Below are 16,896 nucleotides of genomic sequence, written 5' to 3' on the forward strand. Positions count from 1 at the left end.
CATAAAAAAGCCTGAGGCTTGCTCAGGCTTTTGGGGGTGGTGGGGCTCAGAACCGTGGCAAATCCGGGTGCTGAATCGCCCCTGCCCGCACCAGCATGCGGCCGTATTCGGCGCAGCGGTTGAGCGTCGGAATCACCTTGCCGGGGTTGAGCAGCCCTTGCGGGTCAAAAGCCCGTTTGACGGCGAACATCTGCTCGTTTTCTTCTGGACTGAATTGCACGCACATGCTGTTGACCTTCTCGATGCCCACACCGTGTTCGCCTGTGACGGTGCCACCCATGGCCACACTGGTTTCCAGGATGTCGGCACCGAACAGCTCGCAGCGGCGCAGCTGGTCGGGGTCGTTCGCATCGAACAGGATCAGCGGGTGCAAGTTGCCGTCGCCCGCATGGAACACGTTCAGGCAGCGCAGGGCGTACTTTTCCTCCATCTCCGAGATGGCTTGCAGGATGTCGGCCAGGCGCTTGCGCGGGATGGTCGAGTCCATGCACATGTAGTCGGGGCTAATGCGGCCCGATGCCGGGAAGGCATTTTTGCGGCCGCTCCAGAATTTGAGGCGCTGGGCTTCGTCTCGGCTCACCGTGATGGCGGTCGCGCCGCAGCCGCGCAGCACCTCGCTCATGCGGCCAATTTCTTCTTCCACCTCTTCAGGGGTGCCGTCGCTCTCGCACAGCAAAATCGCCGCGGCACTCAGGTCGTAGCCCGCATGCACAAAATCTTCCACAGCAATGGTCATGGGACCGTCCATCATTTCCAGACCCGCAGGGATGATGCCCGCCGCAATCACGGCGGCGACCGCGTCACCGGCTTTGCGCACATCGTCAAAGCTGGCCATGATGCAGCGCGCCAGCTGCGGCTTGGGCACCAACTTGACGGTGACTTCGGTGGTCACGGCCAGCATGCCTTCGCTGCCCACCAGCACGGCCAACAGGTCGTAACCCGAGGTGTCGAGCGCGTCGCTGCCAAATTCGATGGGTTCACCCTCGATGGTGAAGCCTTTGACCTTGAGCACGTTGTGCACCGTCAGGCCGTATTTGAGACAGTGCACCCCGCCTGAGTTTTCGGCCACGTTGCCGCCAATCGTGCAGGCGATCTGGCTGGACGGATCGGGCGCGTAATACAGACCGTAGGGCGCAGCCGCCTCACTGATGGCCAAGTTGCGCACGCCGCATTGCACGACCGCCGTGCGGCTGACCGGATCGACGGTTTTGATCTGGTTAAAACGCGCCATCGACAGCGTGACGCCCATGCGGTGCGGCATGGCGCCGCCCGACAGGCCCGTGCCCGCGCCTCGCGCCACCACCGGCACCGCCAAGGCGTGGCAGACTTTGAGCACAGCTTGCACCTGCGCTTCGGTCTCGGGCAAGGCCACCACCAAGGGCCGCTCGCGGTAGGCGGTCAGGCCGTCGCACTCGTAAGGCGTGGTGTCTTCGGGCGTGAAGAGGATGGCGTCGGCTGGCAGCACGCGGCCCAAGGCTTGGACCACAGCGCGTTGGCGCTCGGCACGTTCGGTGGCGGTCAGTTGCTGTGTTTCGGCAGGGGTGTTGGCGCTCATGGCATTCAAAACCTTCAAGTTAGGCCTTAACTGTAAGCGCAAGCCCAAGCCGTGGGGCTGAAGAATCTTTGACAGGCTTGTGAAATCAAGCCAAGGCTTTTTTGAGCCAGTCGGCAAAGGTGGCGCATTCCCAGCGCTCCATGGTGCCGGTACGCCAGCACAGGTAATGGGCGTGCGGGCTGGGCACGCTGCGTTCAAACAGGCGCACCAATTGGCCGCTCTCGAGCCAAGGTGCACCGAGTTTGGTGCGGATCAGGCCCACGCCCAAGCCTTGGGCGGCAGCGTCGCACATGAGGCCTATGTCGTTGAAAGACGAGCCATCGGTGGGCTCGGGCCAATCCAGGTCATGCGCCGCAAACCAAGTGCGCCAAGGCTCCAAGGGGCTGCGAAGCAGTGCCACCCCTTGCAGATCTTCGGCGCTGGCAAAGGGGCCGTTCTCGCGCAACCAAGCGGGCGATGCCAAGGGGGTCACATCGTCCTTGGCCAGGCACACATGCTCCACGTCTGAATAACGGCCAGTGCCAAAGCGCACGGTCAAGTCGGCGTCCTCGGCCACCACGTCCAGCAGAGGAATGCTCACTTGCAAAGTGATGTCGATTTCGGGGTAGGCGTCCAAAAAGTGCTTGAGCCTGGGCATCAAGACCGAGCGCGCAAAAGTGGGCGTGACCGCCAAGCGCAGTTTGCGACGGCCAGGGGTGTTGCTGGCGCTGGGAAAGCGCTGCAAGGACACCAAGCCCTCGCGCACATGAGCCAGGTATTCGTTGCCTTCGGTGGTCAGCGAAAAATCAGCCCGCCCAAACAGTTTGGTGCCAATGATTTGCTCCAACTGCTTGACCCGGTGGCTCACGGCGCTGGGCGTCACGCACAGCTCTTCGGCCGCCTGCGTCACGCTGCGCAAGCGCGCCAAGGCCTCAAAGGTCAAGAGACACTGGATGGGCGGGATGCGGGAGTTGGCTGACATGGTGGATCAGTTGGGAGCAGCGCTGAAGATCTGTCCCGCAAAGAGGTTCATTTAAAAATCACCGTCTTATGGCCGTTGATCAGCACGCGGTGTTCGCTGTGCCACTTGACAGCGCGGGCCAGCACTTGGCTTTCGGTGTCGCGGCCTTGGGCCGTCAGGTCATCGACTGTCTTGCTGTGGTCCACGCGGGCCACGTCTTGCTCGATGATCGGGCCTTCGTCCAGATCGGCGGTCACATAGTGTGCAGTCGCACCAATCAGTTTCACGCCCCGGTCGTGCGCCTGGTAGTAGGGCTTAGCCCCCTTGAAGCTGGGCAAAAAGCTGTGGTGGATGTTGATGGCACGACCAGCCAGCTTGCGGCACAGGTCGTCAGAGAGGATCTGCATGTAGCGAGCCAACACGACCAGTTCGGCCCCTTCGGCCTGAATGATCTCGTACTGCTTGGTTTCAGCTTGTGCCTTGTTGTCCTTGGTCACCGGGATGTGGTGAAACGGCACGTTGTAACTGGCCGCCAGTTGGTAGAACTCGCGGTGGTTGCTGACGATGGCGCGAATATCCAAAGGCAGCAAACCGCTCTTCCAGCGAAACAGCAGGTCGTTCAGGCAGTGGCCCTCCTTGCTGACCATGATGACGGTGCGCATGGGCTGGGACGTGGCGTGCAGGTCCCATTGCATGTCAAATTTCTGTGCAAACGCAGCCCATTGAATGTTCAAAGTCTCGCCATCCAGCTGATCACACGCAAACTGAACCCGCATGAAAAACAAACCCGTGTCGTGGTCGTTGTATTGCGCCGCTTCTTCAATATTGCCCCCACGCTCCAGCAAAAAGCCCGACACCGCATGCACGATGCCGGTGCGGTCGGGGCAGGAAAGGGTCAGGATGTAGGTGGTGGTCATGGAGAAAAAGCAGAAAAACAAGGTCTGCAGCCTGCGCACCAAGCATCTCGCGCTGGGTTGTAGTTCACATGTCTATTGTAAAGACCCCTTTTTTTGCCACAGACAAGCTGTCACAGCCGTGCGTGTGCAAGTGAATTTGCCCATTAAACTGATTGTGTTCACCGATACAAAGGAGCAAGAACCGTGGCCCACACCGACTTCAACATGGACAACCAATGGTTGCCCTTCACGCCTAACCGCGCATTCAAGCAAGACCCCCGGGTGTTCGTGGGCGCAGAAGGCATGCACTTCACCACCCACGACGGCAAAAAAGTCATCGATGGCATCTCCAGCCTCTGGTGTGTGGGCGCAGGCCACAACCGCCGCCCGATCAACGAAGCCATCAAAAACCAACTGGACACGCTGGACTACGCCACGGCTTTTCAGGCCAGCAATGACAAGGCCTTCAAGGCCGCGCAGATGATTGCCGAGATGGCACCTGGCGACCTGAACAAGGTGCTATTTTGCAACTCCGGTTCTGAAGCCGCCGACACGGCCCTGAAAGTGGCGCTGGCCTACCACCGCGCCCGGGGCGAAGGCCACCGCAATGTGTTCATTGGCCGCGAAAAGGCTTACCACGGCGTCAACTTCGGCGGCATGAGCGTGGGTGGCCTGCCGGCCAACCGCAAGGTGTATGGCTCACAGCTGCTGCCGCGTGTGGACCACATGCGCTTCATCCACGACCCGGTGAACCACGCTTACATCCACCACGAAGAACCCGTGTGGGCCGAAGACCCGCTGCTGGAGCTGGAAAACCGCATCCTGGTGCTGCACGACCCGAGCAACGTGGCGGCGGTGATCGTCGAGCCCATTTCGGGCAGCGCGGGTTGGTACCTCCCGCCCAAAGGCTATGTCAAGCGCCTGCGCGAAATTTGCGACAAGCACGGCATCTTGCTGATTTTTGACGAGGTCATCACCGGCTTTGGCCGCCTGGGCGTGAACTTTGGCGCTGATTTTTATGGCGTGGTGCCCGACATGCTGAACTTTGCCAAGGCGGTGACCAATGGTGTGATTCCGCTGGGTGGCGTGATCTGCCGCGATTTCATCTACGACGCGATGATGAACGCCAACTCGCCGCAGCATGCGATCGAGTTCTTCCACGGCTACACCTATTCGGGCCATCCGGTCGCTTGCGCCGCCGCCATTGCCACGCTCGATTTGATGAAGGAAGAAAACCTGTTTGCCCGTGCAGGTCTAAAGGGCCGCGTGCTGGGCGACGCCATGCACAGTGCACTCAAAGGCTTACCCAATGTGATCGGCATCCGCACGCTGGGCTTGGCCGGGGCGGTGGAGCTGGCCAGCATCCCGGGCACACCCGGTAAGCGGGCTTACGACATCTTCATGGACTGCTTCCACCACGGAGTTTGGGTGCGCCCGGCGGGCGAGAACATCGTCATTTGCCCACCCTACATCGTGGAAGACGCCCACATTGACCAGATCGTGCAGACGGTGGCCGACAGCATCCGTCGGCATGCCTAAGCTGAAGCTTGCCGGTCAAAGCAGCCGAACTGCACTCACCTTGCTGGCGGCTCTGGCAGCCGCCGAGTTGTGCGTTTGGCTAGGAACGCCCATTCCCTGGATGCTGGGGCCCCTGATGGTGACGGCATTGGCCTCGATGGCGGGCGCCCCCACACACAGCGCCAACCTCTTGAGAAACAGCGGTCAGTGGGTGATTGGTTCGGCACTGGGGTTGTATTTCACGCCCCAGGTCAGTGCCTTGGTGCTGGCCCAATGGTGGGCCATTGCCTTGGCCGTGGTTTGGGCGCTGGCATTGGGAGGCTTGTTTGGCCTTTGGCTGCAACGCAGGCACGGGGCCGAATTGGCCCATTTGTCGCCCCGAGCTTTGCTGGCCACCACGTATTTTTCTGGCGCCATCGGCGGGGCTTCCGAAATGACCTTGTTGGCCGAACGCTATGGCGCCCGCACCGACTTGGTGGCCGCAGCGCACAGCATGCGCTTGGTGCTGGTGGTCATCGCTGTGCCCTTTGGCATGCAGTGGGCACAACACCAATGGGGCTTGACGGTCGATGCCTCCTTGTTGCCCGGGCCTCGCGAAGCGCAATGGCCGGGCTTGCTTTGGTTGGGCCTGGCCACTGCGGCAGGCAGTGTCTTGATGACCCTGCTGGGCCGCACCAACCCGTGGTTCATGGGCTCTTTGTTGGTGGCCATGGCTTTGACCTTGGCGGGCTGGGAAGGCTCGGCTGTTCCCACGGTGCTGACAAACGCCGCCCAACTGGTGATCGGCGTGAGCCTGGGCATCCGGTTCAGGCGCGAGTTCATCCAAACGGCGCCCCTTTGGCTGGGTTCGGTGGCCTGGGGGTCTTTGTGGATGATGGGGGCCTCGGTGTTGTTTGGCTTGGCGCTGGCCTGGGGCACGGGATTGCACCCGGCCACCCTCATCTTGGGAACGGCGCCTGGCGGCATCACCGAAATGGCCATCACGGCCAAAGTGCTGCAGCTGGGCGTGCCCGTCGTTACGGCATTTCAGGTTTGCCGCTTGGTGGCCGTGCTGATCTTGGTTGGGCCGATTTTCAAGTGGGTCGGCAGAGACAAAAAGGCCACCTAAAAAACGCCCCCACAGGTGCTGGCGGCTGATGGTCAGCGTTGGGCAGACTGGCGACGAGGACTGACCACGTCAGTGCACCACCACCGGCTGCTGGGCCAAGCCGGTGTAACCCTCGAGCGTGTCTTCGACTTCTTCTTGCGTGGGGGTCTGCTGCTGCCAAGCTTGGATCTGTTGCTGGAACATTTCTGCCCAAGACCCATCCAGATAAACCTCTTTGCCAGAACGCTTGTCCACGATTTCAAAACCATGTCGTTCCAGCACAGGCTGACTGCTGTTGGGGGCCGCCTCGCTGGGTGCATTGGCCAAGACGTGCATGACAGCAAAAGTATCGGATTCGTACAACAGGTTCATGCGCTCATTCTCCCTTATCTTGTCGTTTGCACATGGGACTGTTTGCAACGACTTCAAGAGGCTGTGGTTTTTACGCTGGGCCGAGGATCAAGGCAGGTCGGGCAAGCCCGCTCGGCCCGTCAACAGCAAGTCAATGAAGCTGCCGCTGACTTGGGTGATGCGGATGCGAACAGGCAACCATTCATGCTTGGCAGCGACCCAGAACTCCACTTTGGCGTCAAAACGGTTGCGCGGCTGGCAAACCCACTTGGTCGCCTGCAGGTTTTGCCCATCCACCTGCAGCGTCTCTTCTTGTTCCAAGGTCAAAAGCCATGGCAAAGCGTCGCGCACCGTAGCGGTTTGCACCTGCAAGCGCGCACCGGGCTGCAAACGTCCTCCCTCTTGCGCCATGAGGGCCGCCATCTGTGGGTACAGGCTGATCTGATCTTGTGCGCCGGGCTGCAATGGGACAGAGGGTGCGTTGCTGCTGAACACGATGCGGTTTTGTTCTCCATCGAAATGCGTGGCCCTTTCGCTGCGCCAGCTGTCAGAAAATCGAACCGGCGCCAGACCTTGTGCGGTGATCAAGCCCTGACTTCGCCATACCCTGGTTCCCAACAAAAATGCCCGCACCGACAAACCCATGGCGTAGGCACCCGCATTGCGCTGCCAACGCAACTCGCCTGTGGCTTGGTAGGGAATGCCCTTTTCTTGGCCGCTGAGCCGGTAATTCAGCAGGGCTGATGTCGGCAGTGCAGCCAAACCCAATTGCGGCAAAGCCATGTTGACCTCGGCCAAGCCTGTGGGTGTTGCCGGCAAAGCAGCGGGCTTGTCTGCTGATGCCAGGGTCGCACTGTGCACATCGTTCGTCGCTGCCAACTTGGCCTCTGCTGCGGCTTGTGTCCTGTCCGCCTGATCGCTCTCGCCCAATAATGTCGGGGGGCTTGAGGGCTCTGTCATGGGTTCAGTCGCCACGCGGGCATCGTCTGGCTCTGGTGGAGGTGCTGCCGCAGACGCTGGCCTTGGTGTTGGTACCGAAGGCTCGGTGGCCAAGCGCGTTTGGCGCTCTTGCTTAGCCTTTGGCTGTTGCACAGTGGCTGGTGGTGATGGCGCGGGTGGCAACCACCGGGTTTGCACCGGGCCCACCCGCAAGGACTGAGGCCCTTGAATTTGCCAAAGCCTTGCGCCCACCATCGCCATCCCCACCGCCAGATGCAGGCCCAAAACCACCAAAATCCAAGACCACAAAGCCCCTGGAGCCGGGCCACTGACCGGGCGAGGAGGCTGTGCAGGTGTGGCAGCAAGCATGGACATGTCAAGCGCGGTTTTGGCGACGTGACAGGCTTGGGCCCACTTCAGACCGAAGTCCAGCCCAGATCGGATGAGAGCTGCGCCGCGAATCCCCTCAACGCTTGCGCCACAGGACCCGCCCAATCGGTGTCCAAGGTGGCGGTCGAGCCCAGCGACACCACGCCCATAGCCAAATGTCCATCCGCATCAAAAACGGGGGCACAAAAGCCCGAAATACCGGGCAGCAAAACATTGACCACGCGGCCCAAACCCTGGGCACGGGTTTCGGTGTTCATCGCCTGCACTTGCGCTGCTGTCGAGGGCAAATCGCTGCGCCCGAGCTTACGGGCCAGGGCCAGCTCCGCCTCGATCATGGGCTGGGCCTTGTCGGCCGCGCCGCCGTGGCCCATGAACGCTGCAAAACACCGACCCGTGGCCGAAGACAACAAAGGCATCACATCGCCCAGGCGCAAGCTGACGGGCATGGCCAAAGGGGCTTCTTGCCAGTGCACCAAGGTCGGTCCCCGGTTGCCCCATACCGCCAGAGCCAGGGTGTGGCCGGTCTGGTCCATCAATGTGGGCAAGCGCTCACGCGCCAGTTTGACCGCGTCCAGTCTGGACAGCGTGGCCAGGCCCAAGCGCAAAGTGGCGGGACCGAGTTCGTAGCGGGTGTTGGCATCCTGCACCACCAAACTCAGGCGCTGAAAGCTCACCAAGTAACGGTGGGCCTTGGCCGCGCTCATGCCCGCCGCACTGGCCAGGTCGCGCAACATCAAAGGTCCAGATGCCTGGGCCAACACATCCAGCAGGGCAAAACCCACCTCTACCGACTGGATGCCTGCGCGTTCTTTGTCCCCTTCCGGGCTCATTTCGGTGGTGCTGGAATAGGCCATATGCTCTAGAATCAGGTTTCGTTTAGTTAAACGAGTTTAACAATGCGTAATTTACGCAGCATTGAATGCGTCATTCCTCGTGTGGTTCAGCCCTGATGCACACGGCATAGAACCACGGTAAAAACAGGCACACATCATGAAATTGGCGACCTACAAAGACGGCTCACGCGACGGACAACTGGTGGTGGTTTCGCGTGACCTGAGCACTGCACATTATGCGACCGGCATCGCCAGCAAGTTGCAACAGGTGCTGGACGACTGGAACTTTCTGGCCCCCCAACTCGAAGACCTGTACAGCACACTCAACCAAGGCAAAGCACGGCACGCCTTCCCATTTGACCCAGAGCGCTGCATGGCACCCCTGCCCCGCGCCTACCAGTGGGCCGATGGTTCAGCCTACATCAACCATGTGGAACTGGTCCGTGCGGCGCGCAACTCCGAATTGCCCAGCAGCTTTTACACCGACCCGCTCATGTACCAAGGCGGCAGCGATGACTTCATTGGCCCCTGCGACCCGGTGGTCTGTGCCAGCGAAGCCTTTGGCATCGACTTCGAGGCCGAAATCGCTGTCATCACCGGCGATGTGCCCATGCAGACCAGCGCCGACGATGCCATCGAAGGCGTGCGTCTGGTCATGCTGGCCAACGACGTCAGCCTGCGCAACCTGATCCCCAACGAACTGGCCAAGGGCTTTGGCTTCTTCCAAAGCAAACCCGCCACCGCCTTCAGCCCCGTGGCCGTGACGCCCGACGAGCTGGGCGATGCCTGGCAAGGCGGGCGCGTGCACCTGACGCTGCAGTCCACCTGGAACGGGCGCAAGGTGGGCATGTGCGAAGCCGGCCCCGAGATGACCTTCCACTTCGGCCAGTTGATCGCTCATGTCTGCAAGACCCGCAATGTGCGAGCCGGCTCCATCGTGGGCAGTGGCACCGTGAGCAACAAGAGTGTCGACGTCAACGGCAAGCCTGAATGGCCCAAGGGCTACAGCTGCATCGCTGAAAAGCGCGCCATCGAAACCATCCTGGACGGCAAGACCTCGACCGAGTTCATGAAGTACGGCGACACGATCCGCATCGAGATGAAGGGCCAAAACGGGGAGAGCTTGTTTGGCGCGATTGAGCAGGAAATCGTGCCGCTGAAGCGCTGAAACCGGCACGCCCTTGCCTCTGTGGGGGGCGAGCCCCCGGTTCGAAGGGCGTGCACACGCGCTGAAAACCCGCAGGCCAGGCGGGGCGGGGGCTGAATCGGTGGCTGGCATGACGATCTCCGTGTGCATGAAGGCGCGCACAAATATTAATTCGCATCTGGCTGTCGGGACGCGTGGGCCAACACCAGGCCAAGTTGCAGATTGACCCGGACCTCAATGACATTCAGTCGACTGATGCGGTCAAATTTGGCTGCTATGGATGGGCCAGCTATACTTGTATAGCAAACATTGAAAGGGAAGAAGCCATGCTCGCCATACGCCTGCCCGAAAACATCGAAACCCGCTTGGCTCAACTGGCCCAAGAGACCGGGTTGACCAAGACCGCGCTGGTGCGCGAAGCCATACTCGAGCACATCGACGACCTCGAAGACTATTTCCTCGCCGAGGCCCGCGCCCGAAAGAACCGCAACACCATTTCGCTGGAAGACGTGGAGCGCGAGCTTGGCCTGGCAAATTGAGTTTGACCCGGATGCTCTTAAGGACCTGCGCAAACTCGACAAGCCCATCCAGATCCGGCTGGTGGGTTTTTTGCGCACACGCGTCAGCAGTTTGACCAACCCACGCGACATCGGTGAGGCCCTCTCGGGTCAGCGCCTGGGCAGTTATTGGAAGTACCGAGTCGGCGACTGGCGCATCATCTGCGACATCCAGGATCAGAAAATTCTGGTGCGCGTGCTGCGGGTCGGCAATCGGCGTGAGGTCTACCGATAGGGTCTCAAGCGCAAAAGGTCAAGCCGCCCAACTTGCGACCCCGACCAAAACCATTTCGCTGCTACTGCCCCAGCACTTGCTCGACAGCATCAAGGTGGCGGCCAATGCCCCGTAAAAGTGCGCGAGCAGGTTAAAAATGGCTCTGCGAATGGTCGACCACTGCTTTTTTCGCCAAGTAAACAAATTGCATATCAACGCGCCAAAAATCAGCAAGCTATTTACTTTGCACAGATGGAGTTGCGGCTAGATCTCTTGGAGCTTTGGCGGATGCAGGAACAGGAGATGGATGGGGAGGTTATCGCTATAAAAATTGTCCTGCCGACAGGTTCGCAAGAAGAATGCGCACGCTATCTCGCAAGCAAGGGAATTAACAAGTCATTTGTTTATCCAGATTGAGTTATGAGGCGGTCAAGCCCATCCGCCCCGTAAAACAATCCAAAGATTACGCCCCCAGCTTCTTCATCAACAACGCATTCACCTGCGCCGGATTGGCCTTGCCCTTACTGGCCTTCATGATGGGGCCAACCAAACCGTTCAGGGCCTTAGCGTTGCCGGTCTTGAACTCTTCGACGTTCTTGGGGTTGGCGGCCAACACCTCGTCTATGATCTTTTCCAGCTCGCCGGTGTCGTTCATCTGCTTGAGGCCTTTGGCTTCGATGAGGGCGTCGACATCGCCTTCGCTACCGGAGGGGCCTTCTTTGTTCCACAGACCTTCAAACACCTGACGCGCCGCGTTGTTGCTGATGGTGTTATCGCTGATACGACCGATCAAGGCAGCGAGTTGCGCGGCGCTGACCGGGACTTGCTCGATGCCGAGTTCGCTTGCATTCAAGCGGCGTGAGACTTCGCCCATGATCCAGTTGCTGGCCAGTTTGGCTTGGCCGCAGGCTTTGGCCGTGGCTTCAAAGTAGGCTGCGACCGCTTTGCTTTGGGTCAGCTGCGTGGCGTCGTATTCGGGCAGCGCGTAGTCTTTGACGAAGCGCTCGGCCATCACGCGGGGCAGCTCGGCCATCTCGCTTTTCACGCGATCGACCCAGTCTCGGCCGATCACCAGCGGGGGCAGGTCGGGGTCCGGGAAGTAGCGGTAGTCGGCAGCATCTTCTTTGGTGCGCATGGCGCGGGTCTCGCCTGTTTCGGGGTCGAACAGCACGGTGGCTTGCTGGATGGCACGGCCGTCTTCGATTTCTTCGATCTGCCAGCGCACTTCGTAGTCGATGGCTTGCTGCATGAACTTGAAGCTGTTCAGGTTTTTGATCTCGCGGCGCGTGCCCAAGGGCTGACCCGGTTTGCGCACCGACACGTTGGCGTCGCACCGGAAACTGCCTTCTTGCATGTTGCCGTCGCAAATGCCGATCCAGGTCACTATCTTGTGCAGCTCTTTGGCGTAAGCCACGGCTTCTTCGCTGCTGCTCATGTCGGGTTGCGTCACGATCTCCAGCAGGGGTGTGCCGGCGCGATTCAAGTCGATACCAGACTGACCAATGAAGTCTTCGTGCAGCGATTTGCCCGCGTCTTCTTCGAGGTGGGCGCGCTCCAGGCGCACGGTTTTGCGCACCGTTTCTTTGCCCACTTCCAAGAAGAAAGACACCTCGCCGCCTTGCACCACCGGGATCTCGAACTGGCTGATTTGGTAGCCCTTGGGCAGGTCGGGGTAGAAATAGTTTTTGCGCGCAAAGATGCTGCGCTCGGCAATGTGGGCGTTGATGGCCAAACCGAACTCGATGGCGCGTTCGACCGCGCCGATGTTCATCACGGGCAGCGTGCCGGGCAGGGCCATGTCCACCGCACATGCTTGGGTGTTGGCTTCGGCACCGAAGGCGGTGGGCGCACGGCTGAAGATCTTGCTGTTTGTCGAGAGTTGGGCGTGTGTTTCAAAGCCGATGACGACTTCGTAGCCTTGGACGAGTTTGCTCATGTCAGATGCCCTCCGGCTTGCGAAGGTGGAAGTCGGTCACTTGTTGCAGGCGGTGTGCGGCGCTCAGCAACTGGGCTTCCTTGAAGTAGTTGCCGATCAGCTGCAGGCCCACGGGCATATTGCCCGCGCCAAAGCCTGCGGGCACGCTCATGCCGGGCAGGCCCGCCAGCGATGCGGGCAGGGTGAAGATGTCGGCCAGGTAGTCGGCCACCGGATCGCCCGCGTTCTCGCCAAACTTCCAGGCCACAGACGGGGCCACGGGGCCAGCAATCACGTCGCATGCTTTGAACGCGTTTTGGAAGTCGTCGGCGATCATGCGGCGGATTTTTTGCGCTTGCAGGTAGTAGGCGTCGTAATAACCATGCGAGAGCACATAAGCGCCCGTCATGATGCGGCGCTTGACCTCGTTGCCAAAGCCTTCGGCGCGGGTCTTTTTGTACATGTCCACCAGGTCGCTGTAGTCCTTGGCGCGGTGGCCGAACTTCACACCGTCAAAGCGGCTGAGATTAGAGCTGGCTTCGGCTGGGGCAATGATGTAGTAAACGGGAATGGACAACTCGGTGCGCGGCAAGCTGATGGGCACCAGCTTGGCACCCAGCTTTTCATACTCACGCAAAGCCCCGTCTACTGCGGCGCGCACATCGGCGGCCAGGCCTTCGCCAAAAAACTCTTTGGGAATGCCAATGCGCAGGCCTTTAAGCGAGTTGTTCAGCGATGCAGAAAAGTCTTCTGTGGGCATGTCCAGCGACGTCGAGTCGCGGTCCAAATCTGCGCCGCACATGGCGCTGAGCAAGAGCGCGCAGTCTTCGGCGCTGCGGGCCATGGGGCCGGCTTGGTCTAGGCTGGAGGCATAGGCGATCATGCCGTAACGCGATGCGCGGCCATAAGTGGGCTTGATGCCGGTGATGCCGCAAAAGCTGGCGGGCTGGCGAATCGAGCCACCTGTGTCAGTGCCGGTCGCGGCAGGCGTCAAGCCTGCGGCTACAGCGGCGGCGCTGCCGCCCGAAGACCCGCCGGGCACGCGGGCCGTGTCCCAAGGGTTTTGCACCGGGCCATAGGCCGAGTTTTCGTTGGCCGAGCCCATGGCGAATTCGTCGCAGTTGAGCTTGCCCAGCGTGACCATGCCGGCCGTGCGCAGGCGCTGCACCACGGTGGCGTCAAAAGGCGAGCGGTAGCCGCTGAGGATTTTGGAGCCTGCGGTGGTGGCGAAATCGCGCGTAACGAACACGTCTTTGTGCGCCACTGGCACGCCTTCCAGCGGACCTGCAGTGCCGTTGGCACGCTTGGCATCCGAAGCTTGGGCCTGGGCCAGCGTCACTTCGCTGTCGATGTCCAAGAAGGCATTGTGCGGGTTGCCGCCCATGCGGGCCAGAAAGCGTGTGGCGACTTCAACAGCGCTGACCTCTTTGGCCTGCAACAAGGTGGCCAGCGCTTTCACGCTCAGGTTATGCAGTTCACTCATGGCTTACTCGATGACTTTGGGAACCAAAAACAAACCGCGCTCGACGGCGGGGGCGCTTTGCTGGTTCAGGTCGCGTTGGTTGGGTTCGCTGGCCACGTCGGGACGCAGGCGCAATGTGATGTCCTGAATGGCGGCCACGGGATGGGCCATTGGCTCGATGCCGGTGGTGTCCACGGCTTGCATGGCTTCAACGATGCTGAAAAAGCCGTTGATTTGCGTGAGCATGCGCTCACTTTCTTCAGGTTGCAGTTCCAACCGGGCAAGGTTGGCAATCCGGGCAATATCCTGCGAGGTCAGGGACATGGTGTGCAAACAGTTGTAAGTGGCCGTGTTTTCCGGCGCTGGCAAGGCTCTGTCAGCCCTGTTTTGCCGGGGGATCGGGTATTATCCTGTGTTTGGTGCCGCTCGCCCTGCTGTCCTAGAGCCCGCCCTGACAACACCCCTGATTGACCGCCACACTCAACCCCTCAAGCCGCCATTTGGCAAGGGTTAGTGCGTGCAAGGACCCTTGAATGTTTTCCTCTTTCCGCCGTTATTTCTCCAGCGACCTGGCCATTGACCTGGGCACTGCCAACACCCTGATTTTTGTGCGCGACAAGGGCATCGTGCTCGACGAGCCTTCGGTGGTGGCCATTCGCCACGAAGGGGGCCCTCAGGGCAAAAAAACCCTGCAAGCCGTGGGCCACGAAGCCAAGGCCATGCTGGGCAAAGTGCCCGGCAACATCGAAGCCATTCGCCCCATGAAAGACGGCGTGATCGCCGACTTCACCGTGACCGAGCAGATGCTCAAGCAGTTCATCCGCATGGTGCACCCCCGCAGCACCTTCCGCCCCAGTCCCCGCATCATCATTTGCGTGCCTTGCGGCTCCACCCAAGTTGAACGCCGAGCCATTCGCGAGTCGGCCCTGGGTGCAGGCGCCTCCGAGGTGTACCTGATCGAAGAACCGATGGCCGCGGCCATCGGTGCGGGTCTGCCCGTATCGGAGGCCTCCGGCTCCATGGTGGTGGACATTGGCGGTGGTACGACCGAGGTCGGCGTCATCTCTCTGGGCGGCATGGTCTACAAGGGCAGTGTGCGCGTAGGCGGTGACAAATTTGACGAAGCCATCATCAACTACATCCGCCGCAACTACGGCATGCTGATCGGTGAGCCCACCGCCGAAGCCATCAAAAAGAACATTGGCTCGGCCTTTCCGGGCAGCGAAGTCAAAGAGATGGAAGTCAATGGCCGCAATCTGTCCGAAGGCGTGCCGCGCAGCTTCACCATCAGCTCCAACGAAATCCTCGAAGCCCTGACCGACCCGCTCAACCAAATCGTCTCGGCCGTCAAAACCGCACTCGAGCACACCCCACCCGAGTTGGGCGCTGACATCGCCGACCGCGGCATGATGCTGACGGGTGGTGGCGCATTGCTGCGCGACTTGGACCGCCTGCTGGCCGAAGAAACCGGATTGCCTGTGCTGGTGGCCGAAGACCCGCTGACTTGCGTGGCGCGTGGTTGCGGCATGGCGCTGGAGCGCATGGACCAGCTGGGCAGCATCTTCACCAGCGAATAAAGACGGGTTCGTCCACCCCGCATCCGGAGCACTCACCGCATGGCCCTGGATACTTACGAGCGCAGCGCTCCGCCGATTTTTCGGCAGGGCCTGTCCACAACCACCAAGCTCATTTTGCTCAGTCTGCTGTCGCTGATGTTGATGGCCGCAGACCATCGACTGCAAATTTCACAACCCTTGCGGGCGGGCGTGGCCATGGCTTTGTCGCCCTTGCAGTGGCTCTCGCTGCAACCTGCCCGTTTGTGGGATTTGACGGGGAATTACCTCGGCGGTGTGGAATCTGCACGCGATGCCGCTTTGTCCTACGAAGCCCGAACCATTGCCCAAGCACAACGGCTTCAGCAAGTCGAACAATTGAGTCTGGAAAACGCCAACCTGCGACAACTGCTCGAACTGCGCTCCAGCGTGGCGGGGCCGACCAAAGCCGTCGAAATTTTGTACGACACGGCCGACCCTTACACACGCCGTGTGGTGGTGAACCGTGGCGACTTCGCCGGCATCCAAGCAGGGTCAGCCGTGATCGATGCCCAAGGGGTGGTGGGCCAAGTCACCCGGGTGTACCCACTGGTCAGCGAAGTCACCTTGCTCACCGACCGGCAGCAAAGCATTCCTGTCATCAATGCACGCACCGGCGCTCGGCACGTTGCCAGCGGCAACCCCATGGGCGTGGGCGGCGCCTTGGAGCTGAAATTTGTGCCCTCGGGCACCGACATGCAAAAGGGCGATCTGCTGACCACCAGCGGCATCGACGGCATTTACCCACCGGGCTTGCATGTCGGTCGCATCTCGCAAATCGACCGCCGGGTCGATGCCTCTTTTGCCACCGTGCATGCCGAACCTACGGCCATTGAGCGCGGTCGTCATTTGTTGGTGTTGTTGCCGGTCAAAGACTGGCCAGCCAAACCTGTGGCCGACAAAACACCAAGCACGCCGAACAAAAACAAAACCGCCAGCAAACCGCCGCAAGCTGCCAAGACTGAAGGGGGCACGCCATGATCATGCCGGCTGGACGTCCACTGCTGTTGCCCGCCAACCCCCGGTTCATTGGTTTGACCCTGGCGCTCGCACTGCTGATGAACATGCTGCTGGGCTTGTGGGGCCAAGACTGGGTGCCTGATGTGCTGGCGATCGCTTTGGTGTTTTGGACCGTCCACCAACCCCGCAAAGTCGGGCTGGTGCTGGCCTTTGTCATGGGCTTGATGGTGGACGTGCACGAATCGGCCTTGCTGGGTCAAAACGCCTTGTCTTATGTGGTGCTGTGCGGCTTGGCCACCGCCACACAGCGGCGCATGCTGTGGTTTCCGCTGGGCGAACAAGCGCTGCAAATTCTGCCTCTGTTCATTGCGGCCTCGGTGGTCGAGTGGCTGACCCGCTTGTTGGTGCACGACGCTTGGCCCAGCTGGTCGATGCTGCTGGCGCCTTTGTTGCAGGCGGGTCTTTGGCCCTTGATTGGCGCCCTGCTGCTGGCGCCGCAACGCCGAGCATTTGAGCGCGATGACATTCGGCCGCTTTGAG

At 60.6% G+C, this 16,896-nt stretch carries 18 protein-coding genes; 9 read left to right on the plus strand and 9 right to left on the minus strand.

Going from position 1 to position 16,896, the window contains the following annotated elements; genetic code table 11:
- Positions 1 to 46: 46 nt before the first annotated feature.
- The 3 genes from ABWQ00_RS03420 to purU form a co-directional block, all read right to left on the minus strand.
- Positions 47 to 1,555: an FAD-linked oxidase C-terminal domain-containing protein gene (locus tag ABWQ00_RS03420; RefSeq protein WP_353237266.1), complete on the minus strand. Its 1,509-nt coding sequence runs from the start codon at positions 1,553 to 1,555 to the stop codon at positions 47 to 49.
- Between the two features lie 85 nt (positions 1,556 to 1,640).
- A complete protein-coding gene (locus tag ABWQ00_RS03425; protein WP_353237267.1) occupies positions 1,641 to 2,516 on the minus strand; it encodes a LysR substrate-binding domain-containing protein in 876 nt (291 codons plus the stop codon).
- A 47-nt stretch (positions 2,517 to 2,563) separates the two neighbouring features.
- Complete coding sequence (purU, locus tag ABWQ00_RS03430; RefSeq protein ID WP_353237268.1) at positions 2,564 to 3,412, minus strand: formyltetrahydrofolate deformylase; 849 nt, start codon at positions 3,410 to 3,412, stop codon at positions 2,564 to 2,566.
- Positions 3,413 to 3,595: 183 nt separating this feature from the next.
- Between purU and aptA the strand changes: the two genes are divergently transcribed.
- Together aptA and ABWQ00_RS03440 are read left to right on the plus strand one after the other, a co-directional pair.
- On the plus strand, positions 3,596 to 4,930 hold the full coding sequence (gene aptA / locus ABWQ00_RS03435) for an omega-aminotransferase AptA (RefSeq protein ID WP_353237269.1): 1,335 nt from the start codon (positions 3,596 to 3,598) through the stop codon (positions 4,928 to 4,930).
- Positions 4,923 to 6,017 (plus strand): AbrB family transcriptional regulator, encoded by a 1,095-nt coding sequence (locus tag ABWQ00_RS03440; protein WP_353237270.1) that lies wholly within the window; start codon positions 4,923 to 4,925, stop codon positions 6,015 to 6,017. The genes aptA and ABWQ00_RS03440 overlap by 8 nt, the downstream gene beginning before the upstream one ends.
- Positions 6,018 to 6,086: 69 nt before the next feature.
- Here ABWQ00_RS03440 and ABWQ00_RS03445 read toward each other — a convergent pair whose 3' ends face one another.
- From ABWQ00_RS03445 to ABWQ00_RS03455, 3 genes are all read right to left on the minus strand, one after another.
- Entirely contained in the window at positions 6,087 to 6,368 is a 282-nt protein-coding gene (locus ABWQ00_RS03445) for a BTH_I0359 family protein (protein ID WP_353237271.1), read from the minus strand.
- A gap of 87 nt (positions 6,369 to 6,455) precedes the next feature.
- Positions 6,456 to 7,661 carry a DUF3108 domain-containing protein gene (locus tag ABWQ00_RS03450; protein WP_353237272.1) on the minus strand — a complete coding sequence of 402 codons (1,206 nt, stop codon included), beginning with the start codon at positions 7,659 to 7,661 and terminating at the stop codon, positions 6,456 to 6,458.
- 41 nt (positions 7,662 to 7,702) lie between these two features.
- Positions 7,703 to 8,530, minus strand: a complete 828-nt coding sequence (locus ABWQ00_RS03455) for an IclR family transcriptional regulator (RefSeq protein WP_353237273.1) — start codon at positions 8,528 to 8,530, stop codon at positions 7,703 to 7,705.
- Positions 8,531 to 8,666: 136 nt separating this feature from the next.
- Here ABWQ00_RS03455 and ABWQ00_RS03460 point away from each other — a divergent pair, with 136 nt between their 5' ends.
- From ABWQ00_RS03460 to ABWQ00_RS03475, 4 genes are all read left to right on the plus strand, one after another.
- Positions 8,667 to 9,677 carry a fumarylacetoacetate hydrolase family protein gene (locus tag ABWQ00_RS03460; protein WP_353237274.1) on the plus strand — a complete coding sequence of 337 codons (1,011 nt, stop codon included), beginning with the start codon at positions 8,667 to 8,669 and terminating at the stop codon, positions 9,675 to 9,677.
- A gap of 305 nt (positions 9,678 to 9,982) precedes the next feature.
- Complete coding sequence (gene relB, locus ABWQ00_RS03465) at positions 9,983 to 10,195, plus strand: type II toxin-antitoxin system RelB family antitoxin (protein ID WP_019429236.1); 213 nt, start codon at positions 9,983 to 9,985, stop codon at positions 10,193 to 10,195.
- Entirely contained in the window at positions 10,179 to 10,448 is a 270-nt protein-coding gene (locus ABWQ00_RS03470) for a type II toxin-antitoxin system RelE family toxin (protein WP_353237275.1), read from the plus strand. Before relB ends, ABWQ00_RS03470 begins: the two co-directional genes overlap by 17 nt.
- A 117-nt stretch (positions 10,449 to 10,565) precedes the next feature.
- Positions 10,566 to 10,844, plus strand: coding sequence for a hypothetical protein (locus ABWQ00_RS03475; RefSeq protein WP_353237276.1), 279 nt, complete (start codon positions 10,566 to 10,568; stop codon positions 10,842 to 10,844).
- A gap of 46 nt (positions 10,845 to 10,890) precedes the next feature.
- Here the strand turns inward: ABWQ00_RS03475 and gatB are convergent, their stop codons facing one another.
- From gatB to gatC, 3 genes are read right to left on the minus strand one after another with little or no spacing between them, the layout of a single operon-like run.
- Positions 10,891 to 12,363, minus strand: coding sequence for an Asp-tRNA(Asn)/Glu-tRNA(Gln) amidotransferase subunit GatB (gene gatB / locus ABWQ00_RS03480; RefSeq protein ID WP_353237277.1), 1,473 nt, complete (start codon positions 12,361 to 12,363; stop codon positions 10,891 to 10,893).
- Between the two features lies 1 nt (position 12,364).
- The gene (gatA, locus tag ABWQ00_RS03485; RefSeq protein WP_353237278.1) at positions 12,365 to 13,825 is read right to left on the minus strand and encodes an Asp-tRNA(Asn)/Glu-tRNA(Gln) amidotransferase subunit GatA; all 1,461 of its coding nucleotides are present in this window, start codon (positions 13,823 to 13,825) and stop codon (positions 12,365 to 12,367) included.
- A gap of 3 nt (positions 13,826 to 13,828) precedes the next feature.
- On the minus strand, positions 13,829 to 14,128 hold the full coding sequence (gene gatC, locus ABWQ00_RS03490; protein ID WP_353237279.1) for an Asp-tRNA(Asn)/Glu-tRNA(Gln) amidotransferase subunit GatC: 300 nt from the start codon (positions 14,126 to 14,128) through the stop codon (positions 13,829 to 13,831).
- Between the two features lie 209 nt (positions 14,129 to 14,337).
- Here gatC and ABWQ00_RS03495 point away from each other — a divergent pair, with 209 nt between their 5' ends.
- Genes ABWQ00_RS03495 through mreD form a run of 3 tightly spaced genes read left to right on the plus strand, consistent with a single transcriptional unit; the run spans position 14,338 to position 16,895 of the window.
- The gene (locus tag ABWQ00_RS03495; protein WP_353237280.1) at positions 14,338 to 15,381 is read left to right on the plus strand and encodes a rod shape-determining protein; all 1,044 of its coding nucleotides are present in this window, start codon (positions 14,338 to 14,340) and stop codon (positions 15,379 to 15,381) included.
- 39 nt (positions 15,382 to 15,420) lie between these two features.
- On the plus strand, positions 15,421 to 16,377 hold the full coding sequence (gene mreC, locus ABWQ00_RS03500; protein WP_353237281.1) for a rod shape-determining protein MreC: 957 nt from the start codon (positions 15,421 to 15,423) through the stop codon (positions 16,375 to 16,377).
- The gene (mreD, locus tag ABWQ00_RS03505; RefSeq protein ID WP_353237282.1) at positions 16,374 to 16,895 is read left to right on the plus strand and encodes a rod shape-determining protein MreD; all 522 of its coding nucleotides are present in this window, start codon (positions 16,374 to 16,376) and stop codon (positions 16,893 to 16,895) included. Before mreC ends, mreD begins: the two co-directional genes overlap by 4 nt.
- Position 16,896: the final 1 nt, after the last annotated feature.

It is taken from the genome of Limnohabitans sp. (assembly GCF_040400975.1).
Taxonomy (GTDB): domain Bacteria; phylum Pseudomonadota; class Gammaproteobacteria; order Burkholderiales; family Burkholderiaceae_C; genus Limnohabitans_A.

What these genes read in the sequence shown, in the direction of transcription:
- ABWQ00_RS03420 (WP_353237266.1), bottom strand. Translation starts at nt 1,555, where the DNA reads ATGAGCGCCAACACCCCTGCCGAAACACAGCAACTGACCGCCACCGAA.
- ABWQ00_RS03425 (WP_353237267.1), bottom strand. Translation starts at nt 2,516, where the DNA reads ATGTCAGCCAACTCCCGCATCCCGCCCATCCAGTGTCTCTTGACCTTT.
- purU (WP_353237268.1), bottom strand. Translation starts at nt 3,412, where the DNA reads ATGACCACCACCTACATCCTGACCCTTTCCTGCCCCGACCGCACCGGC.
- ABWQ00_RS03440 (WP_353237270.1), top strand. Translation starts at nt 4,923, where the DNA reads ATGCCTAAGCTGAAGCTTGCCGGTCAAAGCAGCCGAACTGCACTCACC.
- ABWQ00_RS03445 (WP_353237271.1), bottom strand. Translation starts at nt 6,368, where the DNA reads ATGAACCTGTTGTACGAATCCGATACTTTTGCTGTCATGCACGTCTTG.
- ABWQ00_RS03450 (WP_353237272.1), bottom strand. Translation starts at nt 7,661, where the DNA reads ATGTCCATGCTTGCTGCCACACCTGCACAGCCTCCTCGCCCGGTCAGT.
- ABWQ00_RS03455 (WP_353237273.1), bottom strand. Translation starts at nt 8,530, where the DNA reads ATGGCCTATTCCAGCACCACCGAAATGAGCCCGGAAGGGGACAAAGAA.
- ABWQ00_RS03460 (WP_353237274.1), top strand. Translation starts at nt 8,667, where the DNA reads ATGAAATTGGCGACCTACAAAGACGGCTCACGCGACGGACAACTGGTG.
- relB (WP_019429236.1), top strand. Translation starts at nt 9,983, where the DNA reads ATGCTCGCCATACGCCTGCCCGAAAACATCGAAACCCGCTTGGCTCAA.
- gatB (WP_353237277.1), bottom strand. Translation starts at nt 12,363, where the DNA reads ATGAGCAAACTCGTCCAAGGCTACGAAGTCGTCATCGGCTTTGAAACA.
- gatA (WP_353237278.1), bottom strand. Translation starts at nt 13,825, where the DNA reads ATGAGTGAACTGCATAACCTGAGCGTGAAAGCGCTGGCCACCTTGTTG.
- gatC (WP_353237279.1), bottom strand. Translation starts at nt 14,128, where the DNA reads ATGTCCCTGACCTCGCAGGATATTGCCCGGATTGCCAACCTTGCCCGG.
- ABWQ00_RS03495 (WP_353237280.1), top strand. Translation starts at nt 14,338, where the DNA reads ATGTTTTCCTCTTTCCGCCGTTATTTCTCCAGCGACCTGGCCATTGAC.
- mreC (WP_353237281.1), top strand. Translation starts at nt 15,421, where the DNA reads ATGGCCCTGGATACTTACGAGCGCAGCGCTCCGCCGATTTTTCGGCAG.
- mreD (WP_353237282.1), top strand. Translation starts at nt 16,374, where the DNA reads ATGATCATGCCGGCTGGACGTCCACTGCTGTTGCCCGCCAACCCCCGG.